This is a genomic window from Pseudoalteromonas holothuriae, assembly GCF_945859825.1.
GTDB classification, from domain to species: domain Bacteria; phylum Pseudomonadota; class Gammaproteobacteria; order Enterobacterales; family Alteromonadaceae; genus Pseudoalteromonas; species Pseudoalteromonas holothuriae.
Map to the genome: position 1 here is coordinate 501,686 of NZ_CAMAPC010000001.1, position 15,217 is coordinate 516,902.

At 39.0% G+C, this 15,217-nt stretch carries 14 protein-coding genes, 2 tRNA genes and 2 pseudogenes; 11 read left to right on the forward strand and 7 right to left on the reverse strand.

Annotated elements, in window-relative coordinates; genetic code table 11:
- Window positions 1–44: 44 nt before the first annotated feature.
- Both OCI93_RS02175 and OCI93_RS02180 read left to right on the forward strand, forming a co-directional pair.
- Window positions 45–120 (forward strand) — tRNA-Glu (locus tag OCI93_RS02175).
- Between the two features lie 99 nt (window positions 121–219).
- Window positions 220–295 (forward strand) — tRNA-Glu (locus OCI93_RS02180).
- Window positions 296–686: 391 nt separating this feature from the next.
- Here OCI93_RS02180 and OCI93_RS02185 read toward each other — a convergent pair.
- The gene (locus OCI93_RS02185) at window positions 687–1,226 is read right to left on the reverse strand and encodes a cytochrome b (RefSeq protein WP_261625658.1); all 540 of its coding nucleotides are present in this window, start codon (window positions 1,224–1,226) and stop codon (window positions 687–689) included.
- Window positions 1,227–1,356: 130 nt separating this feature from the next.
- The gene (locus OCI93_RS02190; protein WP_261625659.1) at window positions 1,357–2,193 is read right to left on the reverse strand and encodes a LytR/AlgR family response regulator transcription factor; all 837 of its coding nucleotides are present in this window, start codon (window positions 2,191–2,193) and stop codon (window positions 1,357–1,359) included.
- A 391-nt stretch (window positions 2,194–2,584) separates the two neighbouring features.
- Here OCI93_RS02190 and OCI93_RS02195 point away from each other — a divergent pair, with 391 nt between their 5' ends.
- The 5 genes from OCI93_RS02195 (at window position 2,585) to OCI93_RS02215 (ending at window position 5,576) form a co-directional block, all read left to right on the forward strand.
- Window positions 2,585–2,737, forward strand: coding sequence for a hypothetical protein (locus tag OCI93_RS02195; RefSeq protein WP_261625660.1), 153 nt, complete (start codon window positions 2,585–2,587; stop codon window positions 2,735–2,737).
- Window positions 2,738–2,760: 23 nt separating this feature from the next.
- Window positions 2,761–3,321 carry a hypothetical protein gene (locus tag OCI93_RS02200; RefSeq protein ID WP_261625661.1) on the forward strand — a complete coding sequence of 187 codons (561 nt, stop codon included), beginning with the start codon at window positions 2,761–2,763 and terminating at the stop codon, window positions 3,319–3,321.
- 109 nt (window positions 3,322–3,430) lie between these two features.
- Window positions 3,431–4,006 carry a hypothetical protein gene (locus OCI93_RS02205; RefSeq protein ID WP_261625662.1) on the forward strand — a complete coding sequence of 192 codons (576 nt, stop codon included), beginning with the start codon at window positions 3,431–3,433 and terminating at the stop codon, window positions 4,004–4,006.
- A gap of 420 nt (window positions 4,007–4,426) precedes the next feature.
- Entirely contained in the window at window positions 4,427–4,987 is a 561-nt protein-coding gene (locus OCI93_RS02210) for a hypothetical protein (protein WP_261625663.1), read from the forward strand.
- Window positions 4,988–5,180: 193 nt separating this feature from the next.
- Entirely contained in the window at window positions 5,181–5,576 is a 396-nt protein-coding gene (locus tag OCI93_RS02215) for a MerC domain-containing protein (protein WP_261591751.1), read from the forward strand.
- 147 nt (window positions 5,577–5,723) lie between these two features.
- On the opposite strand, the gene OCI93_RS02220 is transcribed toward OCI93_RS02215, so the two are convergent.
- Both OCI93_RS02220 and zigA read right to left on the reverse strand, forming a co-directional pair.
- Window positions 5,724–6,371 (reverse strand): DUF1826 domain-containing protein, encoded by a 648-nt coding sequence (locus OCI93_RS02220; RefSeq protein WP_261625664.1) that lies wholly within the window; start codon window positions 6,369–6,371, stop codon window positions 5,724–5,726.
- Window position 6,372: 1 nt separating this feature from the next.
- Complete coding sequence (zigA, locus tag OCI93_RS02225; protein ID WP_261625665.1) at window positions 6,373–7,575, reverse strand: zinc metallochaperone GTPase ZigA; 1,203 nt, start codon at window positions 7,573–7,575, stop codon at window positions 6,373–6,375.
- 649 nt (window positions 7,576–8,224) lie between these two features.
- Here zigA and OCI93_RS02230 point away from each other — a divergent pair.
- Both OCI93_RS02230 and OCI93_RS02235 read left to right on the forward strand, forming a co-directional pair.
- The gene (locus OCI93_RS02230; protein ID WP_261591754.1) at window positions 8,225–9,202 is read left to right on the forward strand and encodes a DUF1852 domain-containing protein; all 978 of its coding nucleotides are present in this window, start codon (window positions 8,225–8,227) and stop codon (window positions 9,200–9,202) included.
- Window positions 9,203–9,230: 28 nt separating this feature from the next.
- Complete coding sequence (locus OCI93_RS02235; RefSeq protein WP_261591755.1) at window positions 9,231–10,259, forward strand: methionine synthase; 1,029 nt, start codon at window positions 9,231–9,233, stop codon at window positions 10,257–10,259.
- A gap of 71 nt (window positions 10,260–10,330) precedes the next feature.
- On the opposite strand, the gene OCI93_RS02240 is transcribed toward OCI93_RS02235, so the two are convergent.
- On the reverse strand, window positions 10,331–11,161 hold the full coding sequence (locus tag OCI93_RS02240) for a sulfite exporter TauE/SafE family protein (protein WP_261591756.1): 831 nt from the start codon (window positions 11,159–11,161) through the stop codon (window positions 10,331–10,333).
- A gap of 175 nt (window positions 11,162–11,336) precedes the next feature.
- On the opposite strand from OCI93_RS02240, the gene OCI93_RS02245 reads away from it, so the two are divergent.
- Together OCI93_RS02245 and OCI93_RS02250 are read left to right on the forward strand one after the other, a co-directional pair.
- Entirely contained in the window at window positions 11,337–12,221 is an 885-nt protein-coding gene (locus OCI93_RS02245; RefSeq protein WP_261591757.1) for a LysR family transcriptional regulator, read from the forward strand.
- Window positions 12,222–12,630: 409 nt separating this feature from the next.
- Window positions 12,631–13,731 (forward strand): methyl-accepting chemotaxis protein, encoded by a 1,101-nt coding sequence (locus OCI93_RS02250; RefSeq protein WP_315942697.1) that lies wholly within the window; start codon window positions 12,631–12,633, stop codon window positions 13,729–13,731.
- 111 nt (window positions 13,732–13,842) lie between these two features.
- On the opposite strand, the pseudogene OCI93_RS02255 reads toward OCI93_RS02250, so the two are convergent.
- A pseudogene (locus OCI93_RS02255) lies at window positions 13,843–14,940 on the reverse strand (ISAs1 family transposase).
- A 75-nt stretch (window positions 14,941–15,015) separates the two neighbouring features.
- Window positions 15,016–15,186, reverse strand: a pseudogene (locus tag OCI93_RS02260) (transposase); the annotation flags it as partial.
- Window positions 15,187–15,217: the final 31 nt, after the last annotated feature.

Sequence of the window (15,217 nt, forward strand, 5' to 3'; positions counted from 1 at the left end):
TAACGCAGAAATAGCAAATCAGTGATTTGCAAACCGATTTCTGCGTCCCCATCGTCTAGAGGCCTAGGACACCGCCCTTTCACGGCGGTAACAGGGGTTCGAATCCCCTTGGGGACGCCACTTTGCTTCGGTAAGGTAATGTAAACTCATATGGTGCGAGTTAAAAGAGCCAGTCCTAGTGACACATGTTTAGCAAATTATTTGCAAAGCAATTTCTGTGTCCCCATCGTCTAGAGGCCTAGGACACCGCCCTTTCACGGCGGTAACAGGGGTTCGAATCCCCTTGGGGACGCCACTTTGTTTTTTAGAATTTATCTAATTTATCTCTTTGTACTTCTACAAGTAAAATATCTCTATTTATCTAAAAATAATGCCACTAGTCATTCATAGTATACGAATAACAGCGTTATAGCTTTTAAGTCTTTAATGCAATTGGTATTACACAAACACGTTAAATTTGCTTATAAATGCCACTTATACCAATTGCATTAAATAAATGATCAAATATTGCGGTTGATAAATAGTTTAGTAATCAGGCAAAAATTTCGGTATGCCGTTATTCTATATGAATCATTTTTAACGCAGTTAAAGAGTTATTAAGCTCGCTAGAATTCTCAGTGTTTTAATAAAATTGATATTAAATTCATAAGTGGCACTTACCGCTGTTCTAATTCAATTATCTCAATTTAGCTGCGACTAAGCATGCGCGTTAAGGTGGCGTCTTTGTCTATTAAGTGGTGCTTAAAAGCAGCGGCGATATGGGCTAAAATCAGTGCTGATAAGCCATATCCAATGAGACTGTGGGCGTTTTTAGCAATGATAAAAATACTCTCATTAATAGGAACTACTTCACCATTCATTATGTTTTTGGAAACCAAAGTCAACCCAAATACATCAATACCATAACCACCAAAGCCTGAATAGAGCATGCCACTAATAGGCATTAGTAGCGTACCGAGTAAAAGCAACCAGTGAGCACTATGGGCAAGTTTTTGCATGGTGACAGTCATGCCCTCGATCGGTGCAGGAAAACCATTTTTTATACGGTAAATAGCTCTGGGTATAATCAGTAATAATGCCAATACCCCGATGGCTTTATGAATAGGGTACAGTGCCCATACTTCAAGATTAACCATATAAAAGCCAACGGTGATAAGCCCCAGCATGGTAAAGCCCACTAGCCAGTGTAGTAGTTTTGTTGTAACGGTAAGTGAATGGTAACTCATAGTATTTGCTCCTAGTTTTTAATGCAATTAAGTTAACCAAATCACTCTCATACGACTAGCTCGGTGTGATTAATGGCAAAGCTTTGGGGTAAGTTTGTGTTGCTCCTCCATTTGTCCCTGCGCCTTTAAACTAAATGGGTATCAGTTGATGCGCATCTCGGCGTTTGCTTTTACTTACTGGTACTTGTTGCTGGTTTTTAAGCACAATATAGCCATGACCAGCCCTTGCATTAATCACCTTTTGACTGTGCGATAGATTGATAAAATACGAACGATGGCAGCGGAAGAATTGTGTATTTGGTAAATGTGCCTCTAGCTCTTTCATGGTGGCGCGAAGTAAATGGGTTTGTTCAGGTGTGGTCACTTCAATATAGTTGCCCGCAGCTTTTATAAATACAATATCTGCTAGAGCGATGTTTATATCATCTAGGTATAAATGGGCTTGCTGGTGTTGCTCGGTTTCTATTTGTTCAAGTGATGCACTACAGCTTTCTTCATGAAGAGGATATGCTGTTGATATGGGGGTGTGTTGTGTAGGCTGCGCATCAAATAATGAATGTTTAAGGTGCCACACTATTACAATCGTCGCATAGGCAACAAGGTGGTTGTGCCACTGGTAAAATAAGCTTGCCTGCCAAGTAATTTGTTCTATGGCCATATCAAGCGTGGTGTTAACCGCAAGTGCAAAACTAATGGCATATATACCTACTATCAAGTAATGATTAACCCGAGATTTTACTTGGCTATGATTAAATGTATTACACAGCATAGGTGTTAGCATTAACCACACCCCAAATTTTTGCAAAGACCAAATAATTGACGAGGCAATATCAACGCGCTCTTTGGCTATTAGCACACTATGCACGGCGCAGTTTAAGCACACAACGGTAAGTATGAGTGCCCAACCTATCAGTATTATTTGATAGTCTTTAAGTTTATAAAATTGATTTTTAAGTAATGTATCCACGATTTTAATACCTAGCTATGCGTGATTATAGTGCCACAGAGTTGACAAGGTCAGACCCAAAAGAGTGACAAAAAGTTTCACCAAAGCGGCATAATTTTTTGTAGTACATGTAGCAAATAGCAATCCACCATTGAGAAAAAGTGTTTAGTAAACTTACCTACCTGTTAGGCTAATTAACTTAATTATTTGTTCGGCCCTAATGAAAAAAGTAATATAGCTTTGCCTGTATATGTTGTGTACTAACGCCGCAGGTATGAGAATATTAATAATTTCATACAAACCAAGCCGTTAGCCAAAGTTTAATTTGGTTGGCATGTTGCCAGATTGTGTACGCTGGGTTAGCATTGTCGCGCTGAGGTGAGGAATGTATGTCGAATATAAGGACTGGATAATGAAAACCTCAATTAAATTAAACATTAAAGCGAAAAAACTAAAAGAGTTATCGAAAGAGCGGGCGAAGTTGGTTGGTGGGGCTGCTGCAACTATTAACCCTCAACAAGCAAATGGAAGTTATTGGCCTACGTTCTTTACCTATAACTGTTAACTAGTATATCTAAGGGATTACTCATGAATGAAATTTTATATGGATTAGGTTGGGCACTGAATGTAGTTATATTTTTAGTTGTAATTTTTTGGCTGCAGAAATTCTCCAAAATGAGATGGAAGCTATTCTTTGGCACCAGAAAAGACTTGGTATCAGTTCAACATCATGAGCTTTATTCCTGCTTCTTAACTGCATTTTGTTTTCTGATCTTTCATATGATGGACTCTGAACTAGAGTGGTTTATGTTATCTCTTGATATGGAAAAGGTAGAGAAAATAAAACTATTTTATACAAGTTTAATTGTATTAAAATTTGCACTTCTTATGACTTTGTTTTGTTTCCACCTAATAAGGGGCTGCACTTTTTCGCCTTCGGCGAGAATATGCACTTATGTTACGTTAGTCTTTATGATGTTGCTTGGTATGCAGTTGATTGCAAGAGGGTATTATGATTATCACGCACTTAATATCGTTTATATTGTTGGTGGCTGGATTTGTAATCTTATAGCTATAGCTGCATTGGCTAGTTATCCTGTGCGATCTATTAAAGATCACTATAAAGAAAGGCGTGCAACAGCTTCGTAACTTCTTTAAATATAAAATTTCATTCATGTACAATGGCGATCTCAGATCGCCATTTTTATACATAGGTCAAAGTGATAATCTTAATTGTTAAATTTAGGTATGAACCAACATGACACAAATAGAGTTGAACGACCTGCTGTATCAACTAGGTTGGGTTTTAAAAGGCTATGAGTTTTTAATCGTGTTGTGGTTTTTAGTTACGCAATTTCCAACTCATAAATGGTCACTATTTTATGCACACGGCAAAGCGTTAAAATCTCTTCAATTACATGAAATGCATTCGTGTTTTATGACCTCTTTGTGCTTGCTATTTTTCCATTTATTAGGCTCTGAAATTGATATGTTCTTTTTAGGCCCATTGTTAAGCGGGCTGGATGATAAAATTAAAGTATTTTACTTAGCTGGCATGATTAATCAATTTATGTTTTTGTTAGCTGTGTTTTACTTGCATAGAATACGAAGGTGCTTATTTTCAAAAACTGCGCGTATCTGCCTATACACCACCATTATTGTGATGATGCTACAAATGATGGAGTTGATAGCAAGAGGCTACTTTGATTATCATGAACTTAAATTTGTATATATATTGACTTTTTGGGCATGTAACCTGATCAGTCTTGCTGCATTGTCTATTTATCCAATTCGTCAGACGTTATCTTACTTTAAAAAATCTAAGCAAATTTAACAGCCACCAATCTAGTCTTCCTGACGAAGGTCAGGATCTTATGCTTTTCGCAGAGCTAAACTAAGGCCCTGAAACTAGTTCAGGGTGACGGAGTTTTGTTCTGTGCGCTTATGTCTTCCTGACGAAGGTCAGGATCTTATGCTTTTCGCACAGATACACTAAGGCCCTGAAACTAGTTCAGGTTGACGGGATTTTTATTATTTACGCTGTGTCTTCCTGAAGAAGTCAGGATCTTGGTTTGGATGATGGTGTTTTTGTTGAGATAAGCGTAATTTATTGCTGCCACTAACACTACACATCTTAAAAATTAGTGGCACAATAAGCTAAATAACCGTGTTGCTAATTTCTATACGTTTATTTTCTTTTTACTGTTGTGAGTAAATTGAGTTGGCTCGTAATTGTTGGGGTTTTTAATTGGGAATGAATGATTTATTTTATCGAGTAAGCTTATTTTTGATAGCTTATGAATTTGTTATAGTGCTTTGGTTTATATTTACCCAGTTTCCAGCGCATCGATGGTCGTTATTCTATGCTAATGGTAAGAGTTTAAGCTCGTTAAGGCTACATGAAATGCACTCTTGCTTTATTACTGCTAAATGCTTCTTTATATTTCATATAATTGGGGCTGAGTTAGAGCAGTTATTTTTAGGGCCGCTATTGTCTGAGATAGATAGTAAAATAAAAGCCTTTTATTTAGTCGGAATGATTAATCAGTTTTTATTTTTACTTGTTCTATTTTGTATTCATAGAGTACGTGGTTGCTTTTTCTCTATTCCTGCACGGATTTGTCTTCATACAACAATTATTGTTATGGGTTTAATAATGATGCAACTAATAGCGAGAGGCTATTTTGATTATCATGAATTGGGAGTTTTATACAGTACGGTCTTTTGGACGTGCAATTTTATCTGTATCGCAGCAATTTCAATCTATCCAATCCGCCACACGCTGGCTTATTTCACAAAAGCTAAGCAAATTTAACAGCCACCAATCTAGTCTTCCTGACGAAGGTCAGGATCTTATGTTTTTCGCAGAGCTAAAACTAAGGCCTTGAAGCAAGTTCAGGGTGACGGGATTTTTATTATTTACGCTGTGTTTTTTATTAGTCTAATTGCATATTTAAATAGCTTGGTTATGATATAATATAACAAAGCTAGCAATCATTAAAAGCCAAATGAAAATATTAACTCAACCATTATTAGACCACCTATCCATTGGAGTGTCTGCTGTGTGTGCAATTCACTGTGCTGCTTTTCCTATAATGCTGGTTTTGTTTCCAGCTTTAGCATCTTTGTCTGTCAGCGAACATGCTTTTCATCAAGCATTAGTTTGGTTAATTGTGCCTATGAGCTTGATTGCGGCTTTTTGGGGGTGTCGTCGTCATAAAGATAAATTTGTACTTATGGGGATTAGTTGTGGGTTATTACTACTCATAAGTACCGCATGGTTTGCACATGATTTAGGTTCAGAATTGGCAGAAAAGCTGATTACTATGCTGGCGACAATAATATTGGCGACAGCCCATTGGCGAAATTTTTTGCTTTGCAGAAAAAGCACCTGTGTTCACTAGAATTACCAAAGCTATTGCGTTGATATATAGTCTGTCTTTGACAGCCTACTGACGTTTAAACAAAAATAATGTAACCATGAGTCGGCCTAAATGGGGCTTTGCTAAAGAGGCCGACTTAAATATAGATTTATCTTAAGCACAAGTTACTTACATTGGATCAAGAGTAAGAAGTACTCTTTTTTCGTGTGTTTGCACTTGGCATGAGCGATGGACTGCTGCCATTTGTTCATGGTCTTGCCATGCCTTACCTTTGAGTAGGCCAACATCAAATGCGCTCATTTGCTGGATGTGATTTTTATCATAAAAGCGGCCAAAATTTGTTTTAGTAAAATTACCTTTTACATTTTGTGGCGCATTTTCATAGAGCGCCTCTACGGGTAACCACTGCGTACCTGAGCCCACATAAGTATGAACTAAGCGAACGGGTATATTATCTATATGAAAGCTTGGGCACATCGCAGAGGTTAAAGGCGCGATACGTAAGCCGACTGCGTCACACTCAAATAGGCAGGTAAGTATGTCTGACAATAAGTAAATGTCATTGACAGCCTTTTGCTTACCTTCATAGTCGGGCAGCATATCACTGATGGCATCTTTTAATGTATTGATTGAAAATACCCCGCGTATGCCTAGTCCTAGAGCTTCAAAGGCACTTTCAAAATATTGACTGACAGTGGCGTTCTCCTCACGCTTCCAAATCGCCACGCTGTTGCTAGGTGAAAAAATTTCCGTTAATACCAATGGAGAGTGATCATCGCACCAAGAAGGACTTGGTTGACTTTTCTGTACTTGCATATTAATTCCCCCAGCTTGGAAAAGGGTCTGAGTATGTCGACCAAGCATCTTGACCTTGTAATACTTCTTCTTCGCTCAACAAGCAGTCATGTAAGCGCTCTTTGATATCATGTTTGTCTAAATTTTGCCCGATAAATACCAGCTCTTGTCGCATGTCGCCAAATGGTTCAACCCACTGCTGTGCAATTGCGTCGAGATATTCAGGGTCGTCCGGCCACTGATCTTTTGGTACTGCATGCCAAAATAAACCTGCTGCGCCATATCTAGCCATTCCACCAGCTTGACTCCAGCTTCCTGCAAACTCAGGCCGCGTTGCTAGCCAAAAAAAGCCTTTCGAGCGAATAAGCTTTCCTGCAATGTCTTTATTGTGTAAAAAGTCGAAGAATTTTTGTGGATGAAAAGGGCGTCTTGCGCTAAATACAAAACTTGAAATACCAAATTCCTCGGTTTCTGGAATATGCTCTCCGCGTAGCTCTTTGAGCCAACCGGGTGCTTGTTGTGCTTTTTCAAAACTAAACTTGTTAGTCGACAACACTTGCCTAACAGGCACATTGCCATTTTCTATTGGTATTTGCATCGCTTCAGTGTTTAGTGTGCTGAGAATGCTTTGTAATCGCTTAAGCTCTTTTTGAGATATTAAATCTATTTTGCTAATCAGTAATACATCAGCAAACTCGACTTGCTCAATCAATAACTCGGAAACACTGCGCTCATCTTCCTCGCCAAGGCTTTCACCCACTTCATTGAGTAAATCGGCTCTGTCATAATCATCTAAAAAGTTGAACGCATCGACCACGGTTACCATGGTATCTAATGATGCAATATCACTGAGGCTGACATCGTTTTCATCAGTAAATGTAAAGGTTTCAGCTATCGGAAGAGGCTCAGAAATACCAGTCGATTCTATTACTAAGTAATCGTAGTTACCATGGTGTGCAAGGTGCGTAATTTCCTCTAATAAGTCTTCTCTTAATGTACAACATATACAACCGTTGCTCATTTCTACCAGTTTTTCTTCTGAGCGATTAAAACTAATTTCATTTTTTATAGTGGCGCTATCAATATTGATTTCACTCATATCATTAACGATAACGGCAACTTTAAGCCCCTCTCTGTTATTAAGGATATGGTTGAGCACGGTGGTTTTACCTGCCCCTAAAAACCCAGATAAAACCGTGACTGGAAGTCGAGCATGATTTTGCATAAAAACCTCAACGTGGTTGTTTTATATTATGTAAGGATCACTATGATTGTTTAGTTACGCACCACAATGAAATGTTATATTGTAACATATCAATAATTGTTGAAAATTGCTACTTTTTGAGTGCTGTCCTCCTGATGTAAGTCAGGATCTTACTGAGGTTATACCGCTTTAAAATAAGACCCTGAAGCAAGTTCAGGATGATGGGTATTGTTCAGGACGACGAGTACGGTTCAGGGTAATCAATTATTGTCTTCCTGACGCAGGTCAGGATCTTACTGAGGTTATACCGCTTTAAAATAAGACCCTGAAACAAGTTCAGGGTGACAAGTGTGGCTCAGGACGATCTAACACATTGTTATCTTGTAACAAAACCACCATTAATAAATAAAGTTTGTCCTGTCGTCTACTGTGAACTTATGCACAAATGCAAAAACCATGAATTTCACTCATCAATTAATGAAATAAAAGCATTTTTATTCATGAAATAAACCAAGTATAAATTACATTCTGCTGTTAACTCTAGGCAATGTTGCAGGTCGTCTCCTATGAGGTACAGGTGCAAGTATTGGCAGGCTGTTGACTGAAAAACGCCAGAAAGAGCAAGCATTAAACTTAGGTTTTATTACAGATAATTGGATACCAGATCACCATGAATAAACATTTTACATTTACTATTAAGAGCCTTTGTCTTGATGAACACTATCAGCCTTCAGACAATACGCGTATTACCACTAACTTTGCTAATTTGGCCAGAGGAGAGCACCGCCAACAGAACTTGCGCAATGCGTTAAATATGATCGACAACAGCTTTAATGCCTTAGCACATTGGGATAACCCTAAGGGTGAGCGATATTCAGTTGAATTGGAGATCATTTCGGTTGATATCGATATTGAGGGTAGTGGTAAGGCGTTTCCATCCATTGAAGTATTAAAAACCAACATTGTTGATCACGTTACTGATGAACGTATTGAAGGTATTGTTGGAAACAACTTTTCCTCTTATGTACGAGATTATGACTTTAGTGTTTTACTGTTTGATCACAATAAAAATCAAGCTACATTTAGCGTACCAGATAACTTTGGTGATCTACATGGCAAGCTCTTTAAGTACTTTGTAAACTCAAATACTTATAAACAGCATTTTAATAAACCACCAGTAATTTGTTTGAGTGTGTCGGATAATAAAACGTATCAACGAACTGACAATCAACATCCAGTACTAGGCTTTGAATATCAGCCAAATGAGTCATCATTGACTGAACAGTATTTTAAAAAAATGGGCTTACAGGTTCGTTATTTTATGCCGCCTCAGAGTGTTGCACCTTTGGCTTTTTATTTTTTTGGTGATTTACTTAACGACTACAGTAACCTTGAGTTGATAAGTACCATTAGCACAATGGAAACGTTTCAAAAAATTTATCGACCTGAAATTTATAATGCCAATGCGGTTGCTGGTAATTGCTATCAACCAAATTTGCAAAACCAAGACCATTCATTAACGCAAATAGTTTACGACCGAGAAGAGCGCAGTAAGCTTGCCATCAAGCAGGGCAAGTTTGCCGAAGAGTGCTTTATTAAGCCCTATCAAAATGTGCTTGAGCAGTGGTCTGCGAGTTTCGCATTATAACTAATCAAAAGGAATGGCAGCATTTATTATGAAAACACTATTACCAACGTCAACAGCAGGTAGTTTACCTAAGCCAGCTTGGCTTGCTCAACCAGAAGCACTATGGTCGCCTTGGAAACTGCAAGGTGAGGAATTAGTTGACGGCAAGCATGATGCATTACGTGTATCACTGCAAGAGCAGCAACAAGCGGGCATTGATATTGTCAGCGATGGCGAGCAAACACGGCAACATTTTGTAACGACGTTTATTGAGCACCTTAGCGGCGTTGATTTTGAAAATCGTAAAACGGTTAAAATTCGCAACCGTTATGAAGCGAGTGTACCAACGGTTGTTGCAGCGGTTGCACGGCCAAAACCGGTATTTGTGGATGATGCAAGGTTTTTACGTAAGCAAACTAAACAACCTATTAAATGGGCGCTACCGGGCCCGATGACGATGATAGATACGCTGTATGATGATCATTATAAAAGTCGAGAGAAGTTAGCGTGGGAGTTTGCCAAACTTCTCAATCAAGAAGCGAAGGATCTAGAAGCCGCAGGTGTTGATATTATTCAATTTGATGAGCCAGCATTTAATGTGTTTTTTGATGAAGTGAATGAATGGGGCGTTGCATGTTTAGAACGAGCAATAGAAGGGCTCAAGTGTGAAACCGCGGTACATATTTGCTATGGCTATGGCATCAAGGCCAATACCGATTGGAAAAAAACGTTAGGGAGTGAGTGGCGACAATACGAAACGGTTTTTCCTAAGCTACAAAAATCTAATATTGATATTATTTCATTAGAGTGCCACGGTTCTCGTGTTCCCGTTGAGCTACTTGAGCTTATTCGAGGTAAAAAAGTAATGGTGGGTGCTATTGACGTGGCAACTAATACCATAGAAACACCAGAAGAGGTTGCTAGCACCTTGCGAGAAGCGCTTAAGTTTGTAGATGCGGATAAGCTTTACCCTTGTACAAACTGCGGCATGGCACCTTTATCGCGTGTAGTTGCTAGAAAAAAGCTCAGTGCATTGAATGCGGGTGCGCAGATAGTCCGAAAAGAGCTGTTGGCGTAAACGTACTGTACTGTGAGCAAATTTATTTCAGGCCTATCCTGATACGGATAGGCCTAGCAGACTAATAAAATTTAGAGGAAAAGCTGTGCCAACATCCGCAAGCCAGTCAATAGCAATACGAGCGCAAAAATTTTTTTCAGTTTAACTGCATCAAGTTTCGCGCCAAGTGATGCTCCAATGGGAGCAAAAAGCACCGTTAATGGCACAATACAGATAAAACCAATTAAATTGATTAAGCCAAATGTGCCTACGGGTGCATCATTTGGCGTGCTACCAAGTATCAACATTGTGAGTGCGCCTGGCAAAGAGATAATGAGCCCTATTGCAGCAGCCGTGCCAACGGCCTTGTGAGTAGGGTAGTTATATAAAGTGAGCAATGGCACCGAAAGTGTGCCGCCGCCAATTCCTACCATAGCACTAAAAAAGCCCACTGAGGTACTCATAACAGTTTGACCTTTGGCATTAGGCAGTTGTTGATATAGGGCCGGTTTGCCCGTTCTAAGCAACATGTTCAAGGCTGATAAAGTAGCTATTACGCCAAACAATAGAGTCAGTATGGTGCCATCAATACGTGTTACTAACCAACTACCCGCTAAAACACCTAACAAAATAAATGCGGCCCAACGTTTGAGAAGTTTAAAATCTACATTACCTTTTTGGTTGTGAGAACGAATTGAGCTAATAGAGGTAGGCACTATGGTAGCCAATGACGTTGCAGTTGCAACCAACATGGCAGTCTCTGCTGAAACGCCAAAGCGCTGAAATAAGAAAAACAGCACAGGCACAATAACAATGCCTCCGCCTACACCGAGTAATCCAGCTAAGATTCCTGCAAATATGCCAGTGGTAATGAGTGCGACTAAGGGAGAGATATTATTAATTATAAATTCAATGATATTCATTTACAGCAGCTTCTTGTGGTTAATAACAGCCAAATTTGTGGCTGCTCTGGTGAGTGTAATTACGATTACCTTTAGTAATAGATTGTAATGACAGTTATCTTATGAATAAAAATGATATAATTTCATTGTTCAATGAATAAATATCATCATTAATACGAGCTACTGGAGTGACCTGATGCTGGAGCGGATCCATTTAGAAATACTTACTGCAATAAAACAACATGGCACGTTAACTAAAGCCGCTGACTCTTTGCATTTATCTCAGTCAGCACTTAGCCATAGCATCAAAAAGCTAGAAGGCCAAGTAGGCACCAATATATGGGAAAAAGAAGGCAGAAACTTACGCCTTACAGCAGCGGGCGAACGTATTCAAACACTGGCAAATAGGGTACTCCCTCAGTTTTTACATACAGAATTGTTATTAAGTCAGATTGCCAAAGGTGAAATGGGATCGCTACGAATTGGCATGGAGTGCCACCCATGCTATCAATGGTTACTCAGAGTGATACAGCCCTATCTAGAGCAGTGGCCAGAGATTGATATGGATGTGAAACAGGAGTTTCAGTTTGGTGCATTAGGTGCATTACTGAGCTTCGAAATTGATGTTTTGATCACGCCAGATCCACTCTATAAACCAAAAATAGACTACATACCTGTTTTTAACTATGAGCATAGGCTTGTTGTTTGCGCATCTCACAAGCTTGCTGAGCACGATTTTGTATTACCTAATCAACTGAGCGATGAAGTACTGTTTAGCTACCCCGTTGAGCCACTTCGTTTAGACATTTTTAGTCAATTTCTAAATCCTGCAAAATGCTCAGTAAAGAAACATAAAATTATAGAAACCACAGAGATCATGCTACAAATGGTCGCTGCAGGTCGTGGCGTGTGTGCTTTGCCCGGCTGGCTGGTGGATGAGCACTCAAAAACAATGCCAATCAAAAGTCTTCGCTTTGGCGAAAAAGGCATTAGCAAACAAATCTTCGTTGGTATCCGTAAAGACGAGCAGCAAATTGATTATTTAAGTGACTTTATTACTCAAGCGAAAAAAACAAAATGATTTATAAATTTTAGTTTTTTACCAGATAAAGCCGCGCTCCCGACAAACCATCGTTACCTTGACGAAGGCTAGGGTGTTAGTGAATCTAGCTGCTGTTAAATAAGAGCCTAAACAAGTTCAGGGTAACAGGTTTAGATTCGGGTATTTCCCCAAGGCAAAGCCAGCGTCGCATAGTTATTCTAGTAAATCAGGTGATAACGTAGAAAAACACTCAAAGGGTGCAACCAACGGCTTTCAATGCTAGAAATGGGCTATATTTCCTATTTCTAGCATTGAAAGCCTGTGATTTGAACAAAATTTAAACCTCAAAAGCCAACAGCCCTATTAGGATTTTTTACTTGCCTAAATGGTGTTATGTAAGTGTTAATGTCTATAATATATTTGGGTATGCTACGGTAAGGTTAATTACATGATATTTAGTTTTAATAACAAAAAAGAAGTAGAAGAATTAAACCAAGAAATCAAAATTTTACGAAAAGAAAATGAATCTCTTAAAGAAGAAATCAGGCTGGCTAATCAATCTAATTCTGAATTGGCGGTTGATATGTCTGAATCAGCATCTAGGTATCAAAATCAAGAAGAATTAAATAAACTATGGTTACAATCATCAGATCTAGTGAATCAAATTAGAGAGAGTTTGGCCAGCTCATCATCTGAACTTATTAATCACCGAGATAGCTTTCAATCTTCGCAGCAATTATTTGATCAAATAATGGGTATGTTAGCGTCAACGATTAAGTCAACCGACGATATATCGATTGATACTAAAGCGGCTTCAACCTCTGTTGATCAACTCAAAACCGTTAATGATGGCATTAATGGGTTTGTAAACATTATTAAGGGAATATCAGATCAGACTAACTTGCTTGCTTTAAATGCTGCAATCGAAGCCGCCAGAGCTGGTGAACAAGGCCGGGGATTTGCTGTGGTGGCTGATGAGGTCAGAACGTTAGCGCAACGCTCTGCTGAAGCATCAAACGAAATTTCAGCTTTGATTGAACAAGTTAACAGTCAAATGATTGATGTTGTTAAGCGTATAAGTGGCGTGGGCAATAAAAGTGATGAAATTACAGCAAGTACGTCTTCTATCGAAACCACTGCAAATGAAATTGTAAGCTTATCACAAGATATGTATAGCGTTATTACTAACTCCACGTCGGATTCATTTATTCAAACAGTTAAGATGGATCATGTTGTGTGGAAGCTTGAGGTGTACCAAGTGATGCTTGGCATGTCGGATAAATTAGCAGCAGATTTTGCTGATCATACTATGTGTCGACTAGGTAAATGGTATTATCAAGGCGAAGGGCATGAGAAATACTCAAAGTTTGAGGCTTTTAAGAGAATAGAATCCCCTCACTCTGAGGTGCATAAAAACGGGCTTGATGCTTTATTAGCACATGCTGAAGGTCGCAACGAAGAAGCACTTAAAAAATTGACCTTGATGGAAAATGCGAGCTATAAAGTGATTGACTTACTCTCATCTTTATCTAAACAAATAGCGACTTAAATAGGTACTATATTATCTACTTTTTAAGTTTTTGCTTAAAGAAAACTGTTTAATTTTTTAATGGGTTATAGGGTGGTTAATCAGGGCGCGAGCACACTTTGTTAATTCTTGTTAACCAAACAAAAGCTCTGCCCTAAAATCATCGTCAAAACTAGCAGCTACGAGCTTGCTGCGAATTGAGCCTTGCTTTTTGTGTGCTGCTTAACCATGTTGCGAACAACTCGCCTAAATAGCGCCATATGCTGAGCACTTAATGGCTCATGGATTTGACAGTTGTCTTCTTTAAACACCACATCCAGGATCCAGTGTTGTTGATTTTCTATTAGCCAGTGTTGTCTCGAACTGCTTTGATATAAGTGAGTTATCTGTCGATGAACTTAGGTAATAATGTGTATCTATACTGGTTTTTTGCCCCTTAGTCCGAACGCGCTCAACTGCAATAATGGATTTAATACCAGACCAATCTTGCCTAATCTCTTTATCTAGTAAAGTAGCGTCGAGCCTGTAAACCGTTCGGAGTTCCTCTCGGCCATGCCCCTTATCTGAAGCGACTTGCATGTCCATATCTATTTCGCCAGCATCAATTTTTTGTTGGAATGCATTTGCAATCGCACAATATAGATTCTTTTGATTGCCTTTGGCTTGGACTACATAATCTGCTTTGCGGCTGATAAGTTGGCTCAGAGTTTCCTTTTGGCAGTGCATTGCATCTAATGTGACCATCGCACCTGTAATATCAAGCATTTGGAGTAGTTCACGTACCGCTGGAATTTCATTACTTTTGCTATCGACACAATTGTGAAGCAAGGTGAGACCTGAGTCACAGTCGTAGGCTGAGACTAAATGCAGTTTATCCGTAGCGCGTTTGCTCGCACCACGAATAGTCTTGCCATCAAAAGCGATGACTGGCATGCCTGATTTTTCTCGTTGTTGGTTTACCCAGCTGTACAGTGCTAGCAGTAAAGAGTCACTATCAAGACCTCGAAAGATACGAGCGATGCTGTGCCGTGTTGGAATACCATGTACAAAAGGGCGAAAACGCCTTAACCATGTAAGTTTTTTATTGCCATATATTTCAATATCTTGCCAACCTTTGCAGCCTGAGGTTATGGCGCTTATTATCAGAAACATGATATCAACCAAATTGTGGTGTTGGTTAATCGTAGAGCGGTTTTCTTTGACTAATTCAAGATGAGAAAATAAAGACATTGCGATAGATAAATAGAAAAAATTAATGCTATTAGATCATAGATTTGCCTTGTTTACAAAGTGTGATCCCGCCCTGCATTTACCTGTGAGTTCGACAAGTTCTAAGTAAGATTTAAGTTCAAATTGCAAACCTTTTGGCATATGTTTTCTTGGGCTACCTGCAAATCGAGCTAATTGCTTAGGTTGCTTGCCTACTTTGGCATGCACACAGCGTTTTTTAATACTGGTATGGGCTGAATCCTCAGGTATCTGCGAAGCAATTTGAGTGACAGGTTTG

Coding starts and splice junctions, on each gene's coding strand:
- OCI93_RS02215 (WP_261591751.1), top strand. CDS start 5,181: ATGAAAATATTAACTCAACCATTATTAGACCACCTATCCATTGGAGTG.
- OCI93_RS02250 (WP_315942697.1), top strand. CDS start 12,631: ATGATATTTAGTTTTAATAACAAAAAAGAAGTAGAAGAATTAAACCAA.
- OCI93_RS02220 (WP_261625664.1), bottom strand. CDS start 6,371: ATGCAAGTACAGAAAAGTCAACCAAGTCCTTCTTGGTGCGATGATCAC.
- OCI93_RS02245 (WP_261591757.1), top strand. CDS start 11,337: ATGCTGGAGCGGATCCATTTAGAAATACTTACTGCAATAAAACAACAT.
- zigA (WP_261625665.1), bottom strand. CDS start 7,575: ATGCAAAATCATGCTCGACTTCCAGTCACGGTTTTATCTGGGTTTTTA.
- OCI93_RS02195 (WP_261625660.1), top strand. CDS start 2,585: ATGAAAACCTCAATTAAATTAAACATTAAAGCGAAAAAACTAAAAGAG.
- OCI93_RS02240 (WP_261591756.1), bottom strand. CDS start 11,161: ATGAATATCATTGAATTTATAATTAATAATATCTCTCCCTTAGTCGCA.
- OCI93_RS02185 (WP_261625658.1), bottom strand. CDS start 1,226: ATGAGTTACCATTCACTTACCGTTACAACAAAACTACTACACTGGCTA.
- OCI93_RS02210 (WP_261625663.1), top strand. CDS start 4,427: ATGAATGATTTATTTTATCGAGTAAGCTTATTTTTGATAGCTTATGAA.
- OCI93_RS02230 (WP_261591754.1), top strand. CDS start 8,225: ATGAATAAACATTTTACATTTACTATTAAGAGCCTTTGTCTTGATGAA.
- OCI93_RS02205 (WP_261625662.1), top strand. CDS start 3,431: ATGACACAAATAGAGTTGAACGACCTGCTGTATCAACTAGGTTGGGTT.
- OCI93_RS02200 (WP_261625661.1), top strand. CDS start 2,761: ATGAATGAAATTTTATATGGATTAGGTTGGGCACTGAATGTAGTTATA.
- OCI93_RS02235 (WP_261591755.1), top strand. CDS start 9,231: ATGAAAACACTATTACCAACGTCAACAGCAGGTAGTTTACCTAAGCCA.